Below are 24,071 nucleotides of genomic sequence, written 5' to 3'. Positions count from 1 at the left end.
ACTTGCCGATGCCCCATCATGATCTTCAGTCCTGCCAATTAGACAGACTGAATCACTGATATCTCTGCGTCGCAACAGCTGCCTTTTTCAACAGAATCGGCCAAAAGCAGACCTCATATGAATGTCAACCTGATGGCAACCATAGGCAAGAGATACGCGAGTACAAGCAGGTTAACAAGCATAGATTGCCACCCCGTCTCGCGATAAGCTTGCCTCTAGAAAGGGCTCAATGAGCAGCAGTCGCATCGCTGCGCTACTTTTGATGACAATCGCTTTGCTGGTGGTCGCAATGATGCTCGAGTCCTATTGGGATTGTCGCCTTCAGAAACGGGGATCCATGACAGAATGCATGCCCGGCCGCCCAGGACCGACAGGACTTTATTGACTAGACGGATTAGACTAGCGTGAATGCATTGACGGATGGCACTCTACACAACAGACCTGCACGTCTCAGCCAAAGTCTGATCGTCGCAGATGACCGCCTGCAATGGATGATGACATCGACGATAGTGGATGGCGATTAGCCAGTTCTGGCTTCCTCAGGGAAGAGTGACGCCGCTCGGGCCGGTGCATTTCCGGTTTTCCCTGATGAGCGGACCTTTGAACGTTGCGTCCGGAATTCGCATTCTGGCCAACACCAGATCTCAGCCGATACTTCGTGCGCGCGGCTGTCCAGCGGTCGCGGAATGATCACACCCAAGTGCTTTGGCCGTCTTGAGACTGATAGCGAGAGCGAGTCAGTCCTCTATTCCACAGGTACGTCCGCGCACGTTGGCGTCGCAGGGAGCCTCGCAAACTTGTCAACCATACCGTCGATTGATTCTACCCGGGCCATAGGCAATCAGCGAGCGTTCTCTGCTCCCTGCGGGCCACTCCGACATTGGCTCAGCGCGCCCAATTGCGCTGTGCGGTCCAGTAGCCTGAACAGCGCGCGTTTCCTGAATGGCCGCTCCACGTCCCGCGGCCAACATTGCTCGAGAGTCTACCTGAGCCGGAGGCGAATTTGTCCTGAACTGTCACCGAGGCCCGAACCGCGCCGGAACGCGCCACGTGGCCTCTGAATCTGACTAGATTCGGATGTGTAACTATTCCGTCGGTGATGTTGACGGTGAAATTATAGGTCGCATCGCAAGGTCCTCTTTGCGTCACGAAATTGAGGTCCCAGGATCCGTCGAATGCAGAGCGGGCTTGCGCGACGGAGTGGAAGGCGACCAGGCAGCCCACGGTCGCCACACAGGTGAAAAGCTGCTTCATTGTTTGCTCCAAGCTGTCTCCCACACATGGCGAGCGGAGCTGGCGAGTTCAATGCGGCTCGCCGGGGGCGGAGGAGTGTTGTCGACTGCGGCTCGCGAGGCGACGGTCCCGGAGCCGGGACCGCGTATCCGCTTTACCTCGCAAGCAGATATCGCGGACCCCGAGTCCGCGCCCTAGTTCAGACTGCACGTTAGCAGGCGCAGGACGATCGCAAACAGCTCGCTCTGCGAGGAGATGCCGAGCCGCTCATAGGCACGCTTGCGATAGGTCAGGGTCGAATGCAGGCTGACGCCGAGGTCTTTCGAGATCGCCTCGGAGCTGAAGCCAGCGAGGATGCGCCGGCAGACCTCCTGCTCGCGCGGCGTGAGCGCGGCGAGCGGCGCGCAGCTCGCGAACAACCCGGCGAGCGTCCGGTCTGGCGTTGCGGTCTGCTGAAAATGGCGGCCAACGCTCGCGGCAATCGCCGGCGCGATCGCCTCAAGGCGCTCTCGCTGCAGGGCGCTGAAGCGACCTTGCGCGACGATGCGGTAGAAGTTGACGTAGAAGCAGGTGTCGCCAGTCCAGATTGCGGTCGCGCATTTGTCGACGATGCCGGAATCTTGGAAGAAGATTTTCCGGTAGCGCGCGCCATACATGCGCGGCGCGAACGCAGGCAGCATGATCGGCGCGCCGCCCTCGCGCTCGAACAGCGCATCGCGGTTGGGATCGGATTCGTGGAACTGTCCGGCATAGGCCGCGCCGAGATCGCCGCCGATCGGGATGTTGCCGGCATCGAGCAGGCAGCGCGCAGCGCCGGCACGGGTCAGCGCAAACACCATGCAATGGCCGACATCGGCCTGCCGCCGCAGCGTATCGATCAGGACATTTGGGAAATCTGGGCGTCCGATGGCGAGCACCGCCGACGTTGTATCGCCAGCCGCTGGATATGCGGGCACCGGCTGAGACCGCATCGTTTTCCTCCGCAAGACGTTCTTTTGTTGGAGGATAGCAGGAACGGGATTTCGCCGGAAGTTGGAGAGCGGAACACGGCCGGTATTGCACCAGCAGCTGCTGCCTCATCCTCGCGATCAGATGGAGCGGTATCCGCCCGTTGGGTCGATGGGTTCGCAAAGAGCTCAATCAGGCGCTCGAGAATCACTCCTTTCGCAAAATCTTGTCCATCGTTTTTCCCCGGGCCAGCTCATCGACCAGCTTATCGAGATACCGGATCTCTCGCATCGTTGGTTCTTTGATATCCTCCACTCGGACGCCGCAAATCACGCCTTTGATCAGGGATCGGGAAGGATTGATCTTGGGGGCCTTTGCAAAGAAGGTCTCGAAGTCCGTCTGTTTTTCCAGTTCAGCTTCCAGCTCCTTCTGACCATAGCCCGTCAGCCAGGAGATGATCTGATCGACCTCGGCTTTGCTGCGTCCTTTCTTCTCTGCTTTCGCGACGTAAAGTGGGTAAACGCTTGCGAAGCTCGTTGTGTAGATCCGATGTTTTGCCATGGCCATTCCAGGAGTTCGCTTGTTGCAGGACTGAGACTCGAGACGATCAGGTGCTCGGCGGCGCCCCAGGTCATACGGAGGCTTGGGTCAAGAAACGCAATTCCGGCGATGCACACATTTATTTCAGCTCGAGAACCGCCATGTTCCCGCTTCTCCGTACAGGTCCTGCGCCGCCGGCGCGTCCGGTAATCTAGCGTCGGCGCGGCGACCCTCCCATCAATATCGATGGCGACGCAACATCTGCGGCAAGGGCGGTCGCGACAAGGGCGCTGTCTGCACCAAACTCACCTGTTCCGCCGCGAGGAACCATTACATCAGCCCTGCTTTATTCGTCTGCGCCTTCAGAATTGATCAGCGGTTTGCGTTCCCCGGGGCGACCAATTGAGGGACTAGTCGATGCGCATCCTGCTCGTTGGGGGGACGGGGCTTATTGGATCGGCAATCCACGCCAGGCTCTCCGCCGACGGGCATGAATGCGTATTGGTGTCGCGTCATCCGGCGGCACCCAATGCGCACCACATCACCCTCGATGTTGCCCGGACCACCGACGCTTCGAAGTGGAAGGGCATTCTTGCGGGCGTCGATGCCGTTATCAATGCGGCGGGTGCCCTGCAGGGGCAGGACATGCAAGGCGTTCATGTCGCCGGCAGCGCGGCGCTTTATGCGGCGTGTGAAAGCGCCGGCGTCCGCCGTGTCATCCTGTTCTCGGCGATCGGCAGCAATCGCGATGCCCGGACCGATTTTTCGCGCACCAAACGCGACGGCGAAGCCGCCTTGATGGCGCGGGACCTCGATTGGGTCGTGCTGCGGCCTTCAGTCGTAGTGGGCCGGCCCGCCTATGGTGGCAGCGCATTGTTGCGAGGACTGGCCTCCCTGCCGGTCCTACCGATCATGCCCGATACGGCAGCTATTCAACCTGTGCATCTCGACGACGTCGTCGACACGGTCCTGTTCTTCCTGCAACCCGGCGCGCCTTCTCGCCTCACACTCGATCTGGCCGGTCCGCGGCGGATGGCCTTCAGCGACGCGGTCGCGCTGTTTCGCTCGTGGCTGCGCTGGAGGCCCGCTTACCGCCTGCACCTGCCTTCCTGGGCGGCTTCGGCAGCTTACCGCGCCGGGGACGTTGCCCAGATGCTGGGCTGGGCAACGCCCGTCAATTCGACGGCACAGGCCGAGATGCGGCGCGGCGCGACCGGCGATCCCGAGCCCTGGCGCCAGGCCACGGGCATCGTGCCGCGTGACCTTGCAGCCGCGCTCGCAAGCGAGCCCGCCTCGGTGCAGGAGCGTTGGTTTGCGCGGCTGTATGCGCTGAAGCCGCTGATATTCGGCGTTTTCGGTCTGTTCTGGATCGTCACCGGCATCATCTCCCTGGGACCGGGCTGGGAGATCGGAATGTCGTACGTCCGGGAAGGCGGATTGGGAGAAAGGTTCGCTGCCCTCACCGTCGTTGCGGGAGCCCTCGCCGACATCGTCATCGGTTTCGCCATTCTGTGGCGGCCGGCTAGCCTTTACGGGCTCCGGGCAGCACTGATCATCTCGCTGACCTATGTCGTGATCGGTACGGCGCTGGTGCCGCGGCTGTGGGCCGATCCGCTCGGACCGATGCTGAAGATCTGGCCGGTGCTGATGCTCAATCTGGTCGCCATGGCGATCCGAGAGGATCGCTGATGCTCTATTTTCTGGTCAAGATGGTGCACATCATCGGTGCTGCGGTCCTGCTCGGCACGGGTGCCGGCATCGCTTTCTTCATGCTGGTGGCGCATCTGCGCGGCGACCCGCGCGAGATCGCGGGGGTGGCGCGGACGGTCGTGCTGGCCGATTTCCTGTTCACCGCGAGCGCCGTGATCCTGCAGCCGATCACCGGCACATGGCTCGCTTGGTCGAGCGGGTATTCTCTTCGCGAGGGGTGGATTGCGGCGTCCATCGCACTCTATGTGGTGACCGGCGCTTTCTGGCTGCCGGTGGTGTGGATGCAGATGCGAATGCGCGATCTCGCCGTCCGTGCGGTCGAGACCGACGCCAAGCTGCCTGTTGAGTATGACCGTCTCTTCCGGTGGTGGTTCGCCTTTGGATTTCCGGCGTTCGCAGCCGTGCTGGCCATCTTCTGGCTGATGATCGCCCGCCCGGCTATTCCATATTGGGATTGAACTGACGCGGCGCCCGCTCGTTGGCCGCTCATCACGCCCGCTTCCGTTTCGCGTGCACCGGCTCCGGCGAGCTGCGAATGCAGGCCTAGGAACAGAACCGGACTGGCCGAGTTCGAGCTGTCTAACCTTGTCACGGAGTTACAAGATGAGCCGCGGAATGCCGTCCATGACCGCACTGCTCGGACTGCTAGCCATCGCCGGGTATCAGAACCGCGACAAGCTGGCAGAGTTGCTCAGAGGACCGGGATCTGGCTCGCTTGAACCCGCCAACACCCGCCAGCCGCTGGGCGGCCTGCTCGGCAATCTCACGGGCATGCTGAGCGGGGCGGGTGTCGGAGGATTACTGCAGGGCGGAATTGGCGAGCTGCTGGAGAAATTCGACCAAAGCGGCCACGGGGACGCGGCTCGGTCTTGGGTCAGTTCAGGGCCCAACAAGGACATCTCGCCCTCGCAATTGCGGGAAGCGATCGGCCCCGACGTGCTGGACAAACTGGAGCGGGAAACCGGGCTGTCTCACGAGGAGATCCTCGCAAGGTTATCGCGCGAGCTTCCCCAAGCAATCGACAAGTACACGCCTGAGGGGCGTTTACCCACCTCATAGCCTTCGCACTGCCGTCGTCGTTTATTCAGGAGGAGTGGAGAATGAGCATTATTTGGACCATCATTATCGGCTTTATCGCGGGGGTGATCGCAAAGTTCATCATGCCAGGTGACAACGAACCCTCCGGGTTCATCCTTACGACCATCCTCGGGATCGTTGGCGCCTTCGTGGCCACCTACCTCGGCCAAGCCCTTGGCTGGTACGGTCCTGGAGAGGGTGCCGGACTCATCGGCGCCGTGGTCGGCGCCATCATCGTGCTCTTTGTGTATGGCCTCATCGCCGGACGACAACGGCGCACGATTTGAAGAACAGAAGGCCGGGCTTTTCTCGCAGCGACCTGCGTGCGAAGCATCCTGCCTGATCAAGCTCGAGCAAAGGGCGCGCCGTTGACGGCCAGCGCGCCCCCTTTCTGGTCTCATCAAAGAGACTTCACCTCGGCACGGGCAGCTGCCGCAGCGTCCGTGCCGGCCTGCTTAACTCGGTCCACTACTTCGGCGCTGGTGTCGCTGATTTCTGCGACAACCGTGTCCGAGGCCTCACGCACGGCCTGCGACACCGCGCCGGCGCGCCGGTTCAGGTCGGCTTTCACATCGTCGCTGACCTCGCCGATATACTTGTTCTCGATCTCGGAGGCGCGAAACGCGCCCGCAACCGCCGCACCGATCGCGATGCCCACGAGCCCAAGCACGAGCGGCTGCCGTTCGAGCATATTAGCGAGTGATGACCTTGCGTTGTTTATGGCCTCCTTGTCCGGGAACGCGTTGCCGAGCCTGCTGAACTTCTCCTGCGCGAAGGCAACGCCCTCGTCGAAACGATCTCGGACGTTGTCGGCCGCTCCCGAGACCGCATCGGAAGCGGCAGCGGTCGCGCCTCCCAAGGTTTCTCCGACGCCCGTCGACCGATCGTTGTCCATTTCAGGTGCGGTTGGGGGAGCCTCGGTCTGCTTGATCGCGGATGCCGCCGACCTGAGACCGCTCGTCACAAGGTCGACGACAGGCGCGACGGCATCCGCAGCCGAACGCGCCGCAGTCTTAAGCTGCCGGTCGCCGGCTAACAGCCAGAGCGCTCCACCTCCGATCAGCGCGGCGGCAAGCGGGTTTTCCCGGGCAGCGGCCACCAAACTGTCCATAAAGCTGGTTTTTGTGCTGCTCATCGCACCATCCCCTTCACAGTGTCCTTATCCTTTTCGAGCTGGCCGATCGTTTCCCGGGGGGCCAGATGACGCGCATCAAGCCGGTTGATGCCAACGGCGACCAGCACGGCGGCGATGGCCGCCGCGATAATTGCCGACGTCAGATAAGAGACCGGCTGCGACCATCCCGCGGAGATCAATGCGGCGGATAGGGCGAACAGTGCCATGACGATCGCCGGGATCACCAGAACGGCGCCGCCTACGATCAAGCCTAGCGCGCTGCCGATCTTCTGAAGCTTTTCGCCAACCTCCGCCTTTGCCAGCTCTATCTCGTTCTGGAAGAGCTTGGCGAACTGCGACATGGCATCGCCGAGCAGGGTCGAGATCGCCCTGAACTCGCTTTGACTGGTTTTGATATCGCGCTCGATGCTCATGGTACTGTGTTGCCCTGCGTGGATGAGGTTTGTTGGGGATTAGGGCCACGCCGCACGGACCCCTGAGACCAGGTCTGTTCTCCCGCCGAAAACGAGGTCCCGCCCGGCTTCTGACCGCTTCCCGGCGACGATCTGTTCGTCGTGTCGCGCTGCCCTGGGGATGACGAGTGTCCGCCCGATGCCTTCAGGAAGCGGACGGCCGCAAAGCCTGCCAGCACCGATATTCCGAGGAAGGCCGCAGGCTGACGTTTGGCGAAGTCGGTTGCGCCTTCGACGAGATCCCGGAAGCTCCCTTCCCGGATCTTCTGGGCGGCGTCCTCGACATAGTCGGCGGCGGAATCGATGCCACGTGCCGCGAACGGTACGTCGGTCTCAAAAGCTCTTCCGGCTTCGCGGATATTGCCCGCCAGGCGCTCGATGAAATCGGCACCGGACCGCTGCTGCTCACGGGCTTGGCTCTGGATCTGGTCCACGGTTCCCTCCGCGACCCCCTTTGCTGCATCCGCGGCCTCACTGAATTTGTCACGCGCAAGATCAGACGATGCCTGGAGAGCATCACCGGCACGCTGCTTCATCTCCGCTCCGGCATCGCCGATCTGTCCTTTCAGATCCTTCGCGGTGCCTTTGTCCTGATCCTTTGCGAACTGCGTTACGTTGTGCGGGTCCAAATCGCTCATGATGGTTTTCCTTCAAGTGTTGGTTTGAGGGGGACTAAAGGCAGCTTTGACCACGTCGCCGGCAGCCTCTTTCAATGTGTCCGCCATGTTCTGCGTCATACGGCTAGCGTGGGCGCCGAGATCAGCCTCGCCGACCTTTTGCGCCGCAACATCGGCTGCCGATGTGGTCGCGTCTTTCGCTGCCTCGAATCCGGATTGCGCCGCAGCCGCCGCGGCCTGCTTCACGCCGTCGCTTGCTCTCCCCATGACCTTGGCTTCAGCCCTGGTCTCGGGAAGAGCCGCAGCAATGATGGCGCCGATCGCGATGCCCAAGCCTCCGATGAGGGCGGCATTGTCGCCAATGGTCTGACGGGCCTGGTCAGGCGCGCTGGCAGCGGCATCCTTGGTTGCATCCATGCCGCTCTTGAGCTTTTCACCCGCGAAACTGGCGGCCCGAGCCGCGCTCGCCCGCAGATCAGCGGCAATTCCAGCGGCCTTGTCCTGCGCGTCACCAGCCATCTCGGCGGCTCGGCTTTGAGCGGAGGATAGCGTCTCCTTGGCATCGCCCTGCATGGCCCGGGCGCCCTCCGTCACCTCCTCTAGCATTCGCCCCGCATTATCCATGACCGGACCGGCGGCGTCTGCAGCGCGATCCCGCACTGTCTTCGAAGTCAGGGCAAGCCCGGCGCCGATCATCAGAAGTGGCAACGGCACACCTCGCGCCAACCGCAGCAACGGAACTCCCACTGCGGCGCCCGCGGCCACTGCGCGCATCGGATTGTCCATAATCTGTTGCTTGAGCCCTTCGACCCAACTCTGGGTCTTGTGGCTGACGTATTCGGTGACTTCGGATTTGATGTGCTGCGGCGAGACCTTGTGGCGAATGTCGTCGGCGGTGTCCGATATCTGCTCCTTTAGTCGCCCTACCGTAGCCGCCAGTTCTGCACGGTTGCGCTCGGACTCGCGTCTCAACTCCTCCACAGATCGTGTCATCGCCTTTACCCTCTTGCTTTATTTCTTGGATTTAGGGTCGAACTCACGCTTTGTTGAATCGTTCCTCGCGCTGCCTGGCGCTTGCTGGTGACGACGAGAGCGGGGAGACCAGCGCGATAAGGAGCGACGTTGACCGTCGGAGACGCGCATTGCGTTAGGGCTAGGCGCTCGTGCGTGCCGCTTTGCTCTCGATCGACAGCACGCGCCACGCGCGCCGATATCGGCCGACGCTCGAATTGCTAAACAAGGATGACGTGCGCCAACCGAGCTCGCCGCTAGAGGCAGCGCGTTGGCTCGCGAAGCTGATCGCGGCCGTCTGACGGGCCGATTGCGTCAGGCGCCGCAGTGGGCATCGCCATTTCCGCAACAACCCAAAGGGGACAAAGTTGCAATGATCGCCATCTAGCCATGATTGGATACGAAACGGGCTGAGAGGTCTGCTCCGGGTCAAAACGCCGCGCTTGTGCACTGATCACCGCATACCGGTTCAGCTGCACAGGCCCGCTAACCCGCCGCCGCCTTCCCCGCCGCGACGTTGATCGCGAGCTTGCCCGCAGCGGTCGGTGAAGGCCTGCGTATCGATGTCCGCCAGCTTGATCTCGCCATTCATCGCGCCCTGTTTCCACGCCGCCTGCGCCGGATCGTTCTGGAGCTCCGGCATCACCTCGCGGCCGAACAGCTCGAGCGATTGGCAGATGTGCTCGTGGCTGTTCTTGCCGGCCTGCTTGAGCAGGATGACGTGGTCGATATGCGTAGACTTTAGACCGTCAAGGCGGCCCCGCCGTCCCGGGACGTGCACTGTCTCTTCCAACTGGGACTTTCAGCCCACCGGTCCGAGTGTCCAATTGTCCCCTGAAAGTGGACTAACTTTGACGTCCTTAATGACTCCGAGCTCCAGGCTTGGATCGAAATGGCGCATCGTCCGCTCGTTGAAGTCAATGATGCGGCCGGGCCTGAGTGGTCCCACGTCATTTATCTTGACGATGACCTTCTTGCCGACGGCCTCGACCAGGGCAAACTTTGGCCTCACGCCAAATGGGACCCCGCCAAATCTCCGGCGCAAACTCGTCTTGATGGCAGCCGTCCAAGCAGAGGGATCATAACGCTCGCCGGAGGCTGTGCGCGGACCGCCCTCCTCCTTGCCGGGCTTGAACGGATTGTACATGGAGGCAGCGCCGACGAGCGCATTCCCAGAGGTAGCATCGACGACTGTGCTTGAGTGAACTCCCCGCGTTTCACCACGAGCAACGGTAACAGAAACGGCAAGCGCAACCAGGGCGCCGCAAAGTGCGGCGCTCGAGCGGAACAGCATCATAACTCCTATGATTTTTTCGATCGCCGGTTCCCGCCACCGCAAACAGAGCAAGCGAACGCGGAAGCGTTCATGAAGCTTGCGCCGATGTTTTGCGGATTCGTGCCAACCCCTTGGCTATGGAACCGTCGTGGGGAACCAGAACGGTTCCCACGCAGTGTTTTACGTTGTCGCCGACTAAGACAGAGATTGCGTCAGCAGCATGACTTTTACAGCCTAGCCCGCCGCGGCCCTCACCGGGGCGACGTTGATCGCGAGCTTGCCGTAGCGGTCGGTGAAGGCCTGCGTGTCGATTTCCTCCAGCTTGATCTCGCCGCTCATGACGCCCTGCTTCCAGGCCGCCTGCGCCGGATCGTTCTGGAACTCCGGCATCACCTCGCGGCCGAACAGCTCGAGCGATTCGCAGATGTGCTCATGGCTGTTCTTGCCGGCCTGATTGAGCAGGATGACCTGATCGATATGCGAAGACTGGAATCGCTTCAGCTTCCTGCGGATGGTCTCGGGCGAGCCGATCAGGCCACCGCGCAACGCCGCCTCCTGCGCTTGCGGATTGTCGCGCTTCCACTTGTTGTACTCGTCCCACATGTTGACGGTGCCGGGCGCGGGCCGCTGGCGGTTCTGCGCGGCGCCGTAGAAGCGCAGCGCGAACTGGAAGAAGGTGGCGCCGTCGGCGCGGGCACGCGCCTCCTCGTCGGTCTTGGCGCACATGAAGAACGAGACCAGCGCCATGTTCGGGTTGATCTCGTAATCGGCAAGCTTGGTGAGCCGCTTGGTCATCGCATTGTAGTAGGCGTGCACCCAGGCGTGGGCGGCATCGGCGCTGACGAACTGGAAGCCGAGCGCGCCGAAGCCGTGGCGACCGGCGCGCTCGATGGTCGGCAGTTGCGAGCATGCCATCCACAGCGGCGGATGCGGCTTCTGCACCGGCTTCGGGACGACGTTGCGCAAGGGGATGTCGAAGTACTTGCCGTGATGCTCGCTGCCGCCGTCTTTGAACATCGGGAAGATCGCGGCTACGGCCTCGTCGAACACCTCCTTCTTGGTTTCCATGTCGCGCCCGAACGGCTCGAGCTCGGTGATTGACGCGCTCTCGCCCATGCCGAATTCGCAGCGGCCGTTGCTGAGCAGGTCGAGCACCGCGACGCGCTCGGCGACGCGTGCCGGGTGGTTGGTGGTGAGCTGAAGGATGCCATGGCCGAGCCTGATCTTCTGCGTGCGTTGACTTGCAGCGGCCAGGAAGGATTCCGGCGAGGGCGAGTGCGAATATTCCTCGAGGAAGTGATGCTCGACCACCCAGGCATGGTCGTAGCCGAGCCTGTCGGCGAGCTCCATCTGCGAGAGCGCATTCTGGTAGAGCCTGAGCTCGTCGCCGGCCATCCAGGGCCGCGGCAATTGCAGCTCGTAGAAGATGCCGAACTTCATGGCGTCGCTCTCCCGCGTTGTTCTTGTTGGGCTCATCTTAGTGCGTGAGGCAACGCTGTCTACGGAGCAGCAATTCCGCCGTGCGGGAGAATGACTTGATTGCAGCGAACGAACGGTTAGTTTGCCAGTGGCGACTCATTTAAGTGTGGCGCCCGCTCTTCCTGGAAAGCCATGCCGACATTCACCCCGCATCAAGACGCCGCGCTCAAAGCCGTTGGCGATTGGCTGAAAGCAAAACCCGGCCGCGGCGGCACGCCGCCGGTGTTCCGCCTGTTCGGCTTTGCCGGCACCGGCAAGACCACGCTGGCGCGGCACATCGCCGAGGGTGTCGACGGCGAGGTGAAGTTCGCCGCTTTCACCGGCAAGGCGGCGCTGGTGATGCGCAACAAGGGTTGCGACGATGCCTCCACGATCCACTCCCTGATCTATCGCGCCCGCGAATCCGGCGAGGAGCAGCCGAGCTTCGAGTTGTGGGACGACGCGCCGGCCTCAAAAGCCAAGCTAATCGTGATCGACGAATGCTCGATGGTCGACGCCGAATTGGGGCGGGACCTAATGTCGTTCGATTGCCCGCTGCTGGTGCTGGGCGATCCCGCGCAGCTTCCTCCGATCCAGGGCGGCGGCTTCTTCACCAATTCGGAGCCCGACGCGATGCTGACCGAGGTACATCGCCAGGCCCAGGACGATCCGATCGTGCGGATGTCGATGGACGTGCGCGAAGGCCGCGAGCTCGACATCGGCCGTTACGGCGAGAGCGAGGTGGTGTCGCGCAAGGAGCTCGATCCTGACCGGGTCATGGGCGCCGACCAGGTGCTGGTCGGCCGCAACAACACCCGACGCGCCTACAACATGCGGGTGCGCCAGCGCCAGAACATCGAGGACGCCTTTCCGGTCGCCGGCGACAAGCTGGTGTGCCTGCGCAACAACCGCAAGAAGGGCCTGTTCAACGGTGGGCTATGGCGCGTGAAGTCGCGCAACACGTCGCGCTCGAAATCGCGCATCCTCAGCATGCGGCTGTCGCCGGACGAGGATTTCGGCCACAAGGTGACGAAGGTCTCGGTGCGCGCCGACTGCTTCGAGGGCGGCGTCGAGCAGATCTCCTGGGAGCAGCGCAAGCCCTATGACGAGTTCGACTACGGCTACGTGCTCACGGTGCACAAGTCGCAAGGCTCGCAATGGGACGACGTCGTGCTGTTCGACGAGAGCTTTGCGTTCCAGGACTCCAGGGCACGTTGGCTATATACGGGGATCACGCGCGCGGCGAAGCGGCTCTCTATTGTCGTTTAAGGTTCGGGGCCGAAGCGTCGTGACACTGGCCATTCCGAGGCGATGCGCAGCTCGAACTATGCTGCGCACTTGCGCTCCTGAGTATCTCCCCCGCCGCCGGAATGACGAGTTGCTCACTTCACGGACTCGTGTCCGGCATTAAGTAATAATTGCCCGGCCGGCCCGTATCTCGGGTAACGAACTGCCGCCAAGCGGGCTGTTCGCTTGACGCCAATCGCCCTACACTAACGCCTTCAAACGAGGATGCGCCATGAGCCGAATTCCTTTCCGTGCCCTGTCCCTGTTTGCCGCGACCGCCGCATTGGCGTTTTCGTTCACCGTGCCGTCGATGGCCGCGGAGGATGCGGTCGTGATCCCCGCTCCCGCTATGGATGCAGCGCCCGCGAGCGGAATCCAGACCGCCGTCGTCGCCGGCGGCTGCTTCTGGGGCGTTCAGGGCGTCTTCCAGCACACCGCGGGCGTCGTCAACGCCGTCTCCGGCTATGCCGGCGGCACCAAGGCGACTGCCGACTACCAGACCGTCTCGAGCGGCCGCACCGGTCACGCCGAGTCTGTCGAGATCAAGTACGACCCGAAGAAGATTACTTACGGAAAGATTCTCCAGATCTACTTCTCGGTGGTGCACGATCCGACCCAGCTCAACCGGCAGGGCCCTGACGTGGGCCCGCAATACCGCTCGGCGATCTTCACCACCTCCGACGAGCAGAAGAAGGTGGCCGAGGCCTATATCGCCCAGCTCAACGCGGCCCGGGTCTTCAACAAGCCGATCGTAACCAAGGTCGGCGCGCTGGAGGCGTTCTATCCGGCCGAGGCCTATCACCAGGATTATCTGACGCTGCACCCGAACCAGCCTTACATCGCCTATAACGACATCCCCAAGGTCGAGAACCTGAAAAAACTGTTCGCGGATAATTACATTGAAAAGCCGACGCTGGTGAATGCCAGCAAGGCCACCAACTGATCACGACATGACGCGAGAAACGGGAGACCCATGCCCGATCCCAAGACGAAAACAACTGACGACAAGCTCATCAAGAGCGAAGAGCAGTGGCGGCGCGAGCTGACGCCGATGCAGTACGCGGTGCTGCGCGAGAAGGCGACTGAACGTCCCTTCTCCGGCGAATATGAGCACGACGAGCGCGCCGGCACCTATGTCTGCGCCGGCTGCGGCAACGAGCTGTTCTCTTCGGATGCCAAGTTCGATTCCGGCTGCGGCTGGCCGAGCTTCACCCAGCCCGCCGTCGAGAGCCATATCGACGAGGAGCGCGACACCAGCCACGGCATGATCCGCACCGAGGTGCTGTGCGCCAAGTGCAGCGGCCATCTCGGCCATGTCTTCCCCGACGGCCCTGGGCCAACCGGCCTGCGTTACTGCATCAACTCCGCCGCGCTGAAGCTCGAGCCGAAATAAACTCGGGGCATCACCGGTTCCGTTACGGAACCCGGCGAACGCAACGGGCTTTTCTTTCGTGGCGGTGCGGCCATCGCATTTGGCGCCTGTCAGGGAGAATGCCATGTCACTCGGGACCATCCTGATCATCCTGGTGATCATCTACCTGCTGGGCGGGCTCTCCGGCCGGATCGGCGGTTATGGCTATGGCCTCGGCCATTCCGGCATGGGGATCGGCGGCGTCGTGCTCGTGGTGCTGGTCGTGCTGTTGCTTCTCGGCAAGTTGTAAATCATGCAACGCTTTGAAATTGTTTGATTTATCGCGCGCGCGGGGCTGCCATGCGCGGATTCATCATCTCGCATCGCGGGGGTCGCATTTTTGTCAAATCGGCCTATATTAGTGGACGAAAATGCCATGTGCGGCGGGCCTGCTCGATTGCGGCCTCTGCCCTCCCCAACCCCACGCGCTTAAAGCCCCAGAGAAGATCACGAGGTCTTTGACCATGCGTCCACTGCGTCCGTTCAACTTCAACACCTCCGCCGAACTCTTCCCCGCCGCGATCCGCAAGAAGAAGCGCGCGGGCTTCACCTATCGCCGGTTCGGCACCGCGGCCGAAGCCGTGCAGTTCGCGATGGAGCAGTTGCCGACGGATTCGCTGAACGGCGCCTATCTCCAGGTCGAGGAAGCGCGCTTCGACCAGAACGGCATCCGCTCGCTCTATGAGAGTGAGGCCTTCCCGTTGCCCCGCCGTCGCAAGCCGGCGGAGACCGATGCCGACGCGGCGTAAGCTTTCGTAAAGCCATGTGACGCGGCGTAAGCTTTCGTAAAGCCATGTAATGTGCGCTGAAAGCGCGATGGCCGAAGGGCCGTCGCGCTTTTTGCGTTTCCCCCGCCCCGCTTGCGGGGATCGGCGAAGAATGCGCGCGACGCTTAGATCCGCGGCTGCTTCTCCAGCCAGCGGCGGAGCAGCCGCACGTTGCGCATGTTGGCGCGGAACATGACGTCGAAGGCGTCACCCGCGAACGGGACCAGGCCGAACACGCCGTCCACCGCGACATTGCCGAGCATGCGCGCCGTGATGTACCAGGGCGCGCCCAACGCCCTCGCCTCGCGCACCAGCCACAACGAGATCGCGGTGGTGATGATGTCGCCGACGACCGGGATCAGCCCGATCAGCCCGTCGATACCGTAGCGGATATTGGTGCCGGGCAGGATGAAGGCAACGTCGAGCAGCTTTGCGATCGCCTCGAGCCGCGCGATCCGCTGCTCGCGCGTCAGATTGCCGAACGGATTGCCTTGCCCGAATTCGAAGCGAAACTCGCGAAATCCCTGCTCCAGCGTCTCAGGGCGGATCTCGTGACCCTCCTGGTCGATGATCGGCCCGCGCGCTTGCTTAGCCGCAAAGGTCGCATGCGAGCCGCTTCCCGAACGGGATCGGCGCGGAGCAAGGATGTCGTCGTCGGACATGGACATGGCTTCCAAAGAACGCGCCGCGGCGGCGGAGGTTGCTGGGCCGCGCCCGAAGGTCGCGCACTCAGGTTGGTGCGGTCACTGCCTGCGGCTCCTCGACATATCTATGCACGAACCAGGATGAAATCACTGCCGGTACGAACCCGACGAGGCCGTACAGGATGAACTGCACGGCGCCCGAATCCGGCCCGCGCGAGCTGTAGGTCATCGAGGCCAGGACGAAGGCGAACAGACCGACCAGCAGCATCCGCAGGACCGGGCCGATCCGTCTGATGTGGATTAGGATGTCGTCGACCGCGCCGATCATCAACGAGGGCAGGAAGCCGAACAGATAGCTGTATTGCAGGGTCTTGAAGAAGACTGCGAACAGCTTGCCGACCTCGCCGAGGCTGGTCTGGGTCCAATAGCCGGACTGATAGGTCGTCGTGAGCAGCAGCAGGAACCCGCCGACGAACGGACCGACCAGCGCAAACACCAGATAGCGTTTCATCGAGCACCCTCTTAACTTCGACAGCCTTATAGCAGCGCCGGCGGGAACCTTGAATAGCGGGGCGCAGGCTCCGCCTGAAGGGAACAAGTGGCAACGCGACGAGTTCATGCAGGACCTGAATTGTCCCTGCCAGATTGGAGCCCCGATGCCCCGTAGACTTGTTCTGGCGACATTCGCGCTGGCAGCCCTAACGGGTCTGTCGAACGCACCTGCTCTCGCCCAAGGCCACATGGGCACGCCGCAGGAGCAGAAGGCCTGCTCGCGGGATGCATCGCGCCTGTGCCGCAAGGACCTCGGCAATGACGGTGCGGTTCAGAGTTGCCTGCAAGCCAACCGGGCCAAGCTGTCGAAGTCTTGCAGCAAGGTGTTTCAGAGTCACGGAATGTGAGGACCGGAACCCGCGAACGGAGTGTGAAGCCATGCTGCGCGATGAACAACTCTCGATCCTGCGGGACATCAGCCAGTCCGTTGCCTTCGCCGACGATCGCCACGGCAAGATCGGCGAACTGATCGCCGATGGTTATGTGATGAAGGACGGCGATCTGTTCGAACTCACGGCCAAGGGCGTCACCGCGGTCGAAGAACACGCCGCATCACTCGGCACGAGCGATGCGGCGCAAGCGAGCCCTCGCCCCGATCGGTTGATCTGACCGCGCGCGCCGGCTTTGCGTGACTCGCGCGCAACAATTGCAAATTCCTTCACGCAGACCATTGCAGCTCCGTGACAATGGCGCATACTTCGCTCGGGCGGCGCAGCACTTTCGATTCGAACATCAAGTAATCGAGCGACCACATGCGGGACCAAAGTTCCCGACGTGAAGGCTGTGACATGCGGCAGATCAAGCCGCGTGCGGCGCCCCAAAATCAAGTGGCTCAAGCCCACGAACTCGGGGACCCATTCCGCATGACACGCTATCAGACGATCGCAACTCTCTTCGCCGTCGCCGCCACCGCCATCGCATTCCAGACATCACCTGGTCTCGCCTTCTCGTCCGAAGCGCAGCAGATGTGCTCGGGCGATGCGATGCGGCTGTGCTCCAGTGAAATTCCCGACATCCCCAGGATCAGGGCCTGCATGGTGCGGAACAAGGCACATGTCAGTCCCGGCTGCCGCGCCGTGATGGACCGCGAGCACGCCGCATCGCGCAAGCGGGAAGCCGCCGCGCAGTAAGGCCGTTCAATTTCGGTTGCACTGCTGACCGCGAGAGAGCTTGCTTCACCTCTCCCGTAGGGAGAGCTCGGAGCGCATCGCAGATGCGATCCGGGTGAGTGGTTGCAGTCTCACAAAATGGCGCGGCCCCTCACCCGGATTGCTGCAATCCGAGATCTCCCTGCTGGGGAGAGGTGAAGAGCTCAATCGCCCCACTGCGCGAACGCGTCGTTGAAGACGCGCTCGCCGGGGGCGCCCTTCTCGATCGCGATGATGGCGCGGCGCTGATTGGCGTAGACCAGCGGCACGTCGAACCAGGAGCGCTCCTTCAGGAGCTGGACGTTGCGGGCGCGGTCGGCGTCGACATTGGAAAGGCCGACCAGGAAGAAGCCGTCGGTGACCTTGACGGCGAGGCCGGCGAGCGGCGTACCGCGCGCCTGCTCGTTCGACTTCATCAGGATGCCCGGCACGTTGGAGACGCTGCCGCCCGGAAAGTCCTGCGGAAGGATGAAGGTCAATTCCGCGGTATGGCTCGCCGGCAGAGAGGAATCGGTGTTACGGCGGAACGACATCGTCATCTTGAACTTGCGGTCGGGGATCTCGATGTCGGCGCGCACTGCGATGTCGGCCTTCTGGTTGCCGGACGCCTTGATCGGCTCCAACCGCCACACCACAGAGCCGACATATTGCTTGCCCTTCGGATCGGACGGATCCTCGTCATAGAGCACGACCTTCTGCGCCACCGGCGCGACCGGCTGGTCGCTCGCCGAAGGCTGGCCGACCCGATCCGGGATCTTCGGCTTGGTCTGCGGCTGGGCCGGATTCGGCGCCTCCACCACCTGGGTCGCCGACGGCTTGAGAAAGCCGTTGACGATCTGGACCAGCTGCTTGCCCCAGAGGATGCCGGCGCCGACCAGGATCAGCACGATGCCGACGGCGATCGCGCTCTTGAACGGGAAGGCGGAGCCGGTGCGGACGCGCTTCTTGGCGTCGCGCTCGGCTGCAACGCGCGCACGCTGCGACGGCGGCTGCGGCGTGTAGCGCTCCGCCTCCTCGACCGACTCGTCGTAGGAATAGGGCGGCTCGGACTCGCCGGTGCGGTCTTCCAGGCTCGGCTCCAGCCGGTCGAACTCCGGCGAGGGCGAGGGCACGTTGGCGTAGGTGCGGCGCGCGGCGCGGCTCGCCTGCGCGGCGGCGCCGCCGAGATCGTTGGCATCGGCCGTGATGTCGCGGAAGCCGCGCACGCCCGGTGCGGGTGGTAGCGCGGGCGGCGGGCCCATGTCCGGCGGGCGGCGCGCACCTGCGCGATCGCGTCCGGCCGGTGGAGGCGTCTGCGGCTCCGCCGTCGGCGGCGGAGCGGACGGGCCGGGCTGGCGCGGGGCGTCGAAACGCGGCGCACGCGGCGGCCGCGGCGCGTCGCCCTGATCGTCAGCACCAAAGGACGGGCGGTCGGCACGCGGCGGCGTCGGGGCCGGACGCGCGCGCGGCGGGGCCGGCTGAGATGCGGGAGCGTTGCCTTCGGCCGCGCGGGCGCTAGCCCGGCGGAAGGCATCGCCGCTGCCGCCAGGGCGAGCGCCCCCACCGGGGCGCGAGGCCTCGCGGGCGCGCTGGGCGGCCTCCGATTCGACCTTGCGGACGGCCTCTTCCAGCGACAGCCGTTCGCGGGTGATCTCGGATTCGGAGAGCGGCGGCTGCACGCTGCGGAGCTGCGCGATCAGCGCCGTGCGCGCCCGCTCATAGAGCGCGCGACGGCTTTCGCCGGGAGCGTTGGGGTCCAGGGCGGCAATAGCGCGGGCGATCAGCGGATAGTAATCAGCCATTTCAACTCAACTATACGCGCGTCCTGGTAAGATATCGTTAAGCTTCAAACGGATTTTGCACCAGGATAGTATCTTCGCGTTCGGGGCTGGTGGAAAGCAGCGCGACCGGGCACCCCACCAATTCCTCGATCCGGCGGACATATTTGATGGCCTGGGCCGGCAGGTCGGCCCAGGACCGTGCGCTGGCGGTCGGCTCCTTCCAGCCCTCGATCGTCTCGTAGATCGGCTCGACCCGGCTTTGCGCGCCCTCACCGGCGGGGAAATGGTCGATCTCCTTGCCGTCGAGCTTGTAGCCGGTGCAGACCTCGATCGTGTCGAAGCCGTCGAGGATGTCGAGCTTGGTCAGCGCCAGGCCGTTGATGCCGCAGGTCCGGACCGCCTGGCGGACCAGCACGGCGTCGAACCAACCGCAACGGCGGGGCCGACCGGTATTGGTGCCGAACTCGCGGCCGCGCTCGCCAATCTTGCGGCCGGTCTCGTTGTCCTGCTCGGTCGGGAACGGGCCCTGGCCGACGCGGGTCGTATAGGCCTTGCACAGGCCAAGCACGTAACCGACCGCGGCCGGCCCGAGGCCGGCGCCGGTCGCCGCCTGCGCCGCCACCGTGTTGGACGAGGTGACGTAGGGATAAGTGCCGTGATCGACGTCGAGCAGCGCGCCTTGCGCGCCCTCGAACAGCATGCGCTTGCCTTCGCGCCGCTTGATATCGAGCAGCCGCCAAACCGTCTCGGCATAGGGCAGCAGCTGCGGCGCCATCGCCATCAGCTCTTTCAGGATCACCGCGCTGTCGAATTCCGGCAAGTTAAGGCCGCGGCGCAGCGCGTTGTGATGCGCCAGCAGGCGATCGATCTTGTGCGGCAGCGTCTGATGATCAGCAAGATCCATCAGGCGGATGGCGCGGCGGCCGACCTTGTCCTCATAGGCAGGTCCAATGCCGCGGCGCGTGGTGCCGATCGCGGTCGCTGCGCTGGCGGATTCGCGGTGCGCATCGAGCTCGCGGTGCAGCGGCAGGATCAGCGTGACGTTTTCCGCGACGCGCAGATTGTCAGGGCTGACATCGACCCCCTGCGCCCTGAGCTTGGCGACCTCGTCGAGGAAGGCGGCGGGATCGAACACCACGCCGTTGCCGATCACCGACAGCTTGCCCTCGCGCAGTACGCCGGAGGGCAACAGCGCGAGCTTGTAGGTCTTGCCGTTGATCACGAGCGTGTGGCCGGCGTTATGGCCGCCCTGGAAGCGGACGACGATGTCCGCCTGCTCCGACAACCAGTCGACGATCTTGCCCTTCCCTTCGTCGCCCCACTGGGCGCCGACGACGACAACATTGGCCATTCGCGGGTAATCCCTGTTCAATCTGTCTCTAGGAGGCATGATCCTCGCGGAAAACCGGTGCCCACTCTTCCGGGATCATACCTGCGCCCAGCCCAATCGGCGGCCGGAGCCGCCCGCACGCAAGGCAGCCAACCGGATAAAGGAAGCAGCCCCTCTAGGCAAGCAAGAACGGGGCTTTTTCGGGGCTCGGAAGGCCATCCAAGCCTTTGATATCCCCCGAAAATCCAGAGACCTTCCAGAGCCGAGCCAAAGCCTCGACCAAAGCGCTAGACGCGATCTCGGCCGCTGCATGGTCGCGATGCATCCGTCCCCCATTGATGCAACCCCGATTTCCGTGTCTTTGAACGGCGCCGGGCTATGAACCGGCCCGGATCTCGCCGGGCCGGAAGCCTCGGCGCATGACGCGGGGCCAAACCAATCACATGTCTGCCACGGGCCAGAGCACAGGCTCCGAAACCGCCGGCCAAACCTGGATTGCCAACCAGCCTTATCTGTTGCTCAGCATCACCGCGCTGTGCTGGGCCGGCAACGCCATCGTCGGTCGACTCGCCGCCGGCCACATCCCGCCGGTGACGCTGTCATTCCTGCGCTGGTTCTTCGCCTTCCTGCTGGTGCTGCCGTTCGCCTGGAAACATCTTGCGCAGGACTGGCCCGCGATCCGCGGCCGGCTCGGCCTGATGATCACGCTCTCGATCACCGGCATCGGCGCCTTCAACACGCTGCAATATTGGGCGCTGGAGCATACCCAGGCGCTGAACACGCTGCTGCTCCAGTCTGCGGCGCCGCTGATCGTGGCGCTGTGGTCGCTGGCCATTCTCGGGATCAGGCTCACCGCGGCGCAGGCGTTCGGCGTGCTGCTGTCGATGTGCGGCGTGCTCACGATCCTGCTGCATGGCGACTTCACCACGCTGTCGAACATCGAGTTCAACAAGGGCGACCTCATCTTCATCGTCGCGCTGGTCATCTTCGCGCTCTATTCGGTACTGACCCTGAAGCGTCCGCCGATGCACGGCCTGTCCTTCCTCGCCTTCACCTTCGGCTGCGGCGCCGCCTGCCTCATTCCGCTGGAGATCTGGGAATTGCTCGCGCGCCCCGTGATGAAGCTCGACGGGCCGAACCTGCTTACCCTGTTCTACGTCGCGGTGTTCCCCTCGGCGCTCGCCTATCTCTGCTTCAATCGCGGCGTCCGCCTGATCGGCGCCAACCGCGCCGCGCCGTTCTTCCACGTCGTGCCAGTGTTCGGCTCGATCATGGCGATCGTGTTTCTGGGCGAACACCCGCAGGTCTTCCATTTCCTCGGCTTCGCGCTGGTGCTGGCGGGCGTGTTCGTGGCGTCACGCAAGCAGGCGAGTTAGCACCGCATCCAAGCGGAGCGCTGCCATCACCTCTCCTCTTGCGGGAGAGCGGAAGAGCACATTGCGTCCAACATATTAACCGCCAATGACGCCTCCCCGAGTGATGCCTGCATTGTAGCATTGCGGCCGCGTGACTTGTGTCATGACGGCAATCCGGCGCAAGCTCGTATCCGACGCCAATGACGATCGCTTCCCCCGCGCCAGCGGCCTCCAATACGGCCAGTTGGCTCAACAACCAGCCTTATCTGCTGCTGAGCCTGAGCTCGTTGTTCTGGGCCGGCAACATCGTGCTCGCGCGTCATGTCGGCGCGCATGTGCCGCCGCTGACCGTGACCACGATCCGCTGGTTCGGCGTGTTCCTGATCCTGTTGCCGTTCGCCTGGCCGCATCTGAAGCGCGACTGGCCTGCCTTGCGCGACAGCCTCTCCCTGATGCTGTTCCTGTCGCTGGTGGGATTTGCCTTCAACAACGCGATCTCGTACTGGGCAATGCAATACACGGAGGCGCTGAACGCGTTGCTGATCCAGTCGGCAGGTCCGCTGTTCGTGGCGCTGTGGTCGCTGGTGCTGTTCGGGGTGCGGCTGACCGGTGCGCAGTTCGCCGGCATCGCGATCTCGCTTCTCGGCGTGCTGATTATCATCCTGCGCGGCGATCTCGCCGCACTCGCGAGCATCAGCTTCAACAGAGGCGACATCATGTTCGCCTCCTCGCTGGTGGCGTTCGGTCTCTATTCGGCCTTCATCCCGCGCCGGCCAAAAATTCACCAGCTCTCCTTCCTGTCCTTCACCACCTGCTGCGGCGCGACGATGCTGCTGCCGACTGCGATCTGGGAGGCTCTAAGCGGCCGCGTGCTGCAGTTCGACGGCATGACGCTGGCAACGCTCGGCTACATCCTGATCTTCCCCTCGACGCTGGCCTATCTCTTCTTCAACCGCGGCGTCGCGCTGATCGGCCCGAACCGCGCCGCGCCGTTCTTCCATCTGGTGCCGGTGTTCGGCTCGGCGATGGCGATCCTGCTGCTCGGCGAAAAGCTCCAGCCGTTCCACCTGATCGGCTACGCGCTGGTACTCGCCGGCGTCGTGATCGCCTCGCGCCAGGGTTCGGCGGCGAAGTAATTCCGCCACGCGGAGACACGGCGACAAACTCACCGCTTCCGATTTCAACGAGGAGACGCTAGGTTCCCCGCCAACGACAAAGAGGGAACGTCCAGACATGATTTCAGCGTTGACTCGAAACCTGCGTGCCATCGGCGCGGCCGCATTGTGCCTCGCCGCCGCATCCACGGCCGAGGCCGACAATTATCCGAGCCGCAACATCACGCTGGTGTTGCCGTTCGCGGCCGGCAGCGGCACCGACACCACGACGCGGCTGATCTCGCAGCATCTGTCGCAGGCGCTCGGCGTCGGCATCGTGATCGAGAACAAGGCGGGCGCCAATGGTATGCTCGCCGCAACCTACGTCGCGAAGGCCGCTCCCGACGGCTACACGCTGCTGGTGACGACCAACACCACGCATTCGGCCAATCCCTATCTGCTCAAGAGCCTCACTTACGATCCGGTCAACGATTTCACGCCGATCGCGCGCACCGGCGACCTGCCTTTCATGCTGGTCGTCAACCCGGAAGTGCCGGCCAAGACTGTCGGCGAGCTGGTCGCCTATGGCAAGGCCAATCCGGGCAAGCTGAGCTACGCTTCGGGCTCGTCCTCGGCGATCGTGTCCGGCGCGACCTTTGCCCACAATGCCGGGCTCGACCTGTTGCACGTGCCCTACAAGAGCTCGCCGCCGGCGCTCAACGACGTCATGGGTGGCCGCGTCTCGATGATGTTCGTCGACATCCTGACCGGCCTGCCGCATGTCAACGGCAACGCGCTGCGCGCGCTCGCGGTCACCACCAAGGAGCGCTCGCCGCTGGTGCCGCATCTGCCCTCGATGCAGGAGGCCGGCGTGCCGGACTTCGACATCTCGTCATGGCAGGGCTATTTCGGCCCGGCCGGCATGCCCAAGGAGATCGTGACGCGGCTCAATACCGAGATCAGGAAGATCGTCGAGAATCCGGAGATCAAGGCGAAGCTCGCCACCCTCGGCATGGACGCCTTCTCGGGCACACCGGAGCAGCTCGGCACCTTCGTGAACGAGCAGCTCGTGCTGTGGGAGAAGCTGATCACGAACGCGAAGATCGAGAAGCAGTAGGCGTGCTCCTCGGACGATGTCATCGTCCGCGGAGGCGGACGATCCAGTATTCCGGAGGTGCCTGTATTTGAACCGAGAGGCCGCGGCGTACTGGATGCCCCGCCTTCGCGCGGCATGACAGTCGAGAGAAAAGGGTGGGCACGACGCTT

At 63.3% G+C, this 24,071-nt stretch carries 29 protein-coding genes; 15 read left to right on the top strand and 14 right to left on the bottom strand.

What is annotated here, in order from left to right; all coding sequences use genetic code 11:
* Window positions 1-885: 885 nt before the first annotated feature.
* The 3 genes from IVA96_RS07015 to IVA96_RS07005 all read right to left on the bottom strand — a co-directional run bounded on the left by IVA96_RS07015 (window position 886) and on the right by IVA96_RS07005 (window position 2,742).
* Window positions 886-1,254: a hypothetical protein gene (locus IVA96_RS07015; RefSeq protein ID WP_247416336.1), complete on the bottom strand. Its 369-nt coding sequence runs from the start codon at window positions 1,252-1,254 to the stop codon at window positions 886-888.
* 173 nt (window positions 1,255-1,427) lie between these two features.
* Entirely contained in the window at window positions 1,428-2,204 is a 777-nt protein-coding gene (locus IVA96_RS07010) for a helix-turn-helix transcriptional regulator (protein ID WP_247416334.1), read from the bottom strand.
* Window positions 2,205-2,388: 184 nt separating this feature from the next.
* The gene (locus IVA96_RS07005) at window positions 2,389-2,742 is read right to left on the bottom strand and encodes a DUF2200 domain-containing protein (protein WP_247333695.1); all 354 of its coding nucleotides are present in this window, start codon (window positions 2,740-2,742) and stop codon (window positions 2,389-2,391) included.
* A 396-nt stretch (window positions 2,743-3,138) separates the two neighbouring features.
* Between IVA96_RS07005 and IVA96_RS07000 the strand changes: the two genes are divergently transcribed.
* The 4 genes from IVA96_RS07000 (at window position 3,139) to IVA96_RS06985 (ending at window position 5,795) form a co-directional block, all read left to right on the top strand.
* Window positions 3,139-4,410 carry an SDR family oxidoreductase gene (locus IVA96_RS07000; protein ID WP_247416332.1) on the top strand — a complete coding sequence of 424 codons (1,272 nt, stop codon included), beginning with the start codon at window positions 3,139-3,141 and terminating at the stop codon, window positions 4,408-4,410.
* Window positions 4,410-4,889 carry a DUF2269 domain-containing protein gene (locus IVA96_RS06995; protein ID WP_247416329.1) on the top strand — a complete coding sequence of 160 codons (480 nt, stop codon included), beginning with the start codon at window positions 4,410-4,412 and terminating at the stop codon, window positions 4,887-4,889. Before IVA96_RS07000 ends, IVA96_RS06995 begins: the two co-directional genes overlap by 1 nt.
* 145 nt (window positions 4,890-5,034) lie before the next feature.
* The gene (locus tag IVA96_RS06990) at window positions 5,035-5,490 is read left to right on the top strand and encodes a YidB family protein (protein WP_247333699.1); all 456 of its coding nucleotides are present in this window, start codon (window positions 5,035-5,037) and stop codon (window positions 5,488-5,490) included.
* Window positions 5,491-5,531: 41 nt separating this feature from the next.
* Window positions 5,532-5,795, top strand: a complete 264-nt coding sequence (locus IVA96_RS06985) for a GlsB/YeaQ/YmgE family stress response membrane protein (RefSeq protein ID WP_247416327.1) — start codon at window positions 5,532-5,534, stop codon at window positions 5,793-5,795.
* 113 nt (window positions 5,796-5,908) lie between these two features.
* Here the strand turns inward: IVA96_RS06985 and IVA96_RS06980 are convergent, their stop codons facing one another.
* From IVA96_RS06980 to IVA96_RS06950, 7 genes are all read right to left on the bottom strand, one after another.
* Window positions 5,909-6,643, bottom strand: coding sequence for a hypothetical protein (locus IVA96_RS06980; protein WP_247416324.1), 735 nt, complete (start codon window positions 6,641-6,643; stop codon window positions 5,909-5,911).
* On the bottom strand, window positions 6,640-7,056 hold the full coding sequence (locus tag IVA96_RS06975) for a phage holin family protein (protein WP_247333704.1): 417 nt from the start codon (window positions 7,054-7,056) through the stop codon (window positions 6,640-6,642). The genes IVA96_RS06980 and IVA96_RS06975 overlap by 4 nt, the downstream gene beginning before the upstream one ends.
* Entirely contained in the window at window positions 7,053-7,733 is a 681-nt protein-coding gene (locus IVA96_RS06970) for a hypothetical protein (RefSeq protein WP_247416322.1), read from the bottom strand. The genes IVA96_RS06975 and IVA96_RS06970 overlap by 4 nt, the downstream gene beginning before the upstream one ends.
* Before the next feature lie 12 nt (window positions 7,734-7,745).
* Window positions 7,746-8,705 (bottom strand): DUF3618 domain-containing protein, encoded by a 960-nt coding sequence (locus IVA96_RS06965; protein ID WP_247416320.1) that lies wholly within the window; start codon window positions 8,703-8,705, stop codon window positions 7,746-7,748.
* 487 nt (window positions 8,706-9,192) lie between these two features.
* The gene (locus IVA96_RS06960) at window positions 9,193-9,504 is read right to left on the bottom strand and encodes a hypothetical protein (protein WP_247416318.1); all 312 of its coding nucleotides are present in this window, start codon (window positions 9,502-9,504) and stop codon (window positions 9,193-9,195) included.
* Between the two features lie 21 nt (window positions 9,505-9,525).
* The gene (locus tag IVA96_RS06955; RefSeq protein WP_247416316.1) at window positions 9,526-10,020 is read right to left on the bottom strand and encodes a septal ring lytic transglycosylase RlpA family protein; all 495 of its coding nucleotides are present in this window, start codon (window positions 10,018-10,020) and stop codon (window positions 9,526-9,528) included.
* Window positions 10,021-10,233: 213 nt separating this feature from the next.
* Window positions 10,234-11,439: an LLM class flavin-dependent oxidoreductase gene (locus IVA96_RS06950; RefSeq protein WP_247416315.1), complete on the bottom strand. Its 1,206-nt coding sequence runs from the start codon at window positions 11,437-11,439 to the stop codon at window positions 10,234-10,236.
* A 171-nt stretch (window positions 11,440-11,610) separates the two neighbouring features.
* Here IVA96_RS06950 and IVA96_RS06945 point away from each other — a divergent pair, with 171 nt between their 5' ends.
* The 5 genes from IVA96_RS06945 (at window position 11,611) to IVA96_RS06925 (ending at window position 14,904) form a co-directional block, all read left to right on the top strand.
* Window positions 11,611-12,726, top strand: a complete 1,116-nt coding sequence (locus tag IVA96_RS06945) for an ATP-dependent RecD-like DNA helicase (RefSeq protein WP_247416313.1) — start codon at window positions 11,611-11,613, stop codon at window positions 12,724-12,726.
* Window positions 12,727-12,976: 250 nt separating this feature from the next.
* The gene (gene msrA, locus IVA96_RS06940) at window positions 12,977-13,687 is read left to right on the top strand and encodes a peptide-methionine (S)-S-oxide reductase MsrA (protein WP_247416310.1); all 711 of its coding nucleotides are present in this window, start codon (window positions 12,977-12,979) and stop codon (window positions 13,685-13,687) included.
* Window positions 13,688-13,717: 30 nt separating this feature from the next.
* Window positions 13,718-14,137, top strand: a complete 420-nt coding sequence (msrB, locus tag IVA96_RS06935) for a peptide-methionine (R)-S-oxide reductase MsrB (protein WP_247280128.1) — start codon at window positions 13,718-13,720, stop codon at window positions 14,135-14,137.
* A gap of 103 nt (window positions 14,138-14,240) precedes the next feature.
* A complete protein-coding gene (locus IVA96_RS06930) occupies window positions 14,241-14,405 on the top strand; it encodes a DUF3309 family protein (RefSeq protein ID WP_060737078.1) in 165 nt (54 codons plus the stop codon).
* Between the two features lie 214 nt (window positions 14,406-14,619).
* A complete protein-coding gene (locus IVA96_RS06925) occupies window positions 14,620-14,904 on the top strand; it encodes a hypothetical protein (protein WP_247280129.1) in 285 nt (94 codons plus the stop codon).
* A gap of 143 nt (window positions 14,905-15,047) precedes the next feature.
* On the opposite strand, the gene IVA96_RS06920 is transcribed toward IVA96_RS06925, so the two are convergent.
* Both IVA96_RS06920 and IVA96_RS06915 read right to left on the bottom strand, forming a co-directional pair.
* Window positions 15,048-15,590: a DUF4112 domain-containing protein gene (locus IVA96_RS06920; protein ID WP_247280130.1), complete on the bottom strand. Its 543-nt coding sequence runs from the start codon at window positions 15,588-15,590 to the stop codon at window positions 15,048-15,050.
* 61 nt (window positions 15,591-15,651) lie between these two features.
* Entirely contained in the window at window positions 15,652-16,077 is a 426-nt protein-coding gene (locus tag IVA96_RS06915) for a DUF5413 family protein (RefSeq protein ID WP_247280131.1), read from the bottom strand.
* Window positions 16,078-16,222: 145 nt separating this feature from the next.
* Between IVA96_RS06915 and IVA96_RS06910 the strand changes: the two genes are divergently transcribed.
* From IVA96_RS06910 to IVA96_RS06900, 3 genes are all read left to right on the top strand, one after another.
* Entirely contained in the window at window positions 16,223-16,465 is a 243-nt protein-coding gene (locus IVA96_RS06910) for a hypothetical protein (protein WP_247280132.1), read from the top strand.
* Window positions 16,466-16,496: 31 nt separating this feature from the next.
* Complete coding sequence (locus tag IVA96_RS06905; protein ID WP_247416307.1) at window positions 16,497-16,727, top strand: hypothetical protein; 231 nt, start codon at window positions 16,497-16,499, stop codon at window positions 16,725-16,727.
* Between the two features lie 254 nt (window positions 16,728-16,981).
* A complete protein-coding gene (locus IVA96_RS06900; RefSeq protein ID WP_247333716.1) occupies window positions 16,982-17,248 on the top strand; it encodes a hypothetical protein in 267 nt (88 codons plus the stop codon).
* Window positions 17,249-17,430: 182 nt separating this feature from the next.
* On the opposite strand, the gene IVA96_RS06895 is transcribed toward IVA96_RS06900, so the two are convergent.
* Both IVA96_RS06895 and IVA96_RS06890 read right to left on the bottom strand, forming a co-directional pair.
* Window positions 17,431-19,047, bottom strand: coding sequence for a hypothetical protein (locus IVA96_RS06895; protein WP_247416304.1), 1,617 nt, complete (start codon window positions 19,045-19,047; stop codon window positions 17,431-17,433).
* Between the two features lie 37 nt (window positions 19,048-19,084).
* Window positions 19,085-20,377, bottom strand: coding sequence for an adenylosuccinate synthase (locus IVA96_RS06890; RefSeq protein WP_247416302.1), 1,293 nt, complete (start codon window positions 20,375-20,377; stop codon window positions 19,085-19,087).
* Window positions 20,378-20,799: 422 nt separating this feature from the next.
* Here IVA96_RS06890 and IVA96_RS06885 point away from each other — a divergent pair, with 422 nt between their 5' ends.
* The 3 genes from IVA96_RS06885 (at window position 20,800) to IVA96_RS06875 (ending at window position 23,922) form a co-directional block, all read left to right on the top strand.
* Window positions 20,800-21,732, top strand: a complete 933-nt coding sequence (locus tag IVA96_RS06885; RefSeq protein WP_247416343.1) for a DMT family transporter — start codon at window positions 20,800-20,802, stop codon at window positions 21,730-21,732.
* 179 nt (window positions 21,733-21,911) lie between these two features.
* The gene (locus tag IVA96_RS06880) at window positions 21,912-22,847 is read left to right on the top strand and encodes a DMT family transporter (protein WP_247416300.1); all 936 of its coding nucleotides are present in this window, start codon (window positions 21,912-21,914) and stop codon (window positions 22,845-22,847) included.
* 97 nt (window positions 22,848-22,944) lie between these two features.
* Window positions 22,945-23,922 (top strand): tripartite tricarboxylate transporter substrate binding protein, encoded by a 978-nt coding sequence (locus IVA96_RS06875; RefSeq protein WP_247416297.1) that lies wholly within the window; start codon window positions 22,945-22,947, stop codon window positions 23,920-23,922.
* Window positions 23,923-24,071 lie beyond the last annotated feature (149 nt).

This window comes from Bradyrhizobium sp. 159 (genome assembly GCF_023073795.1).
Lineage (GTDB): Bacteria > Pseudomonadota > Alphaproteobacteria > Rhizobiales > Xanthobacteraceae > Bradyrhizobium.
The sequence above is the reverse complement of the archived record's forward strand: the minus strand, read 5'-3'. Positions and strand labels throughout refer to the sequence as shown.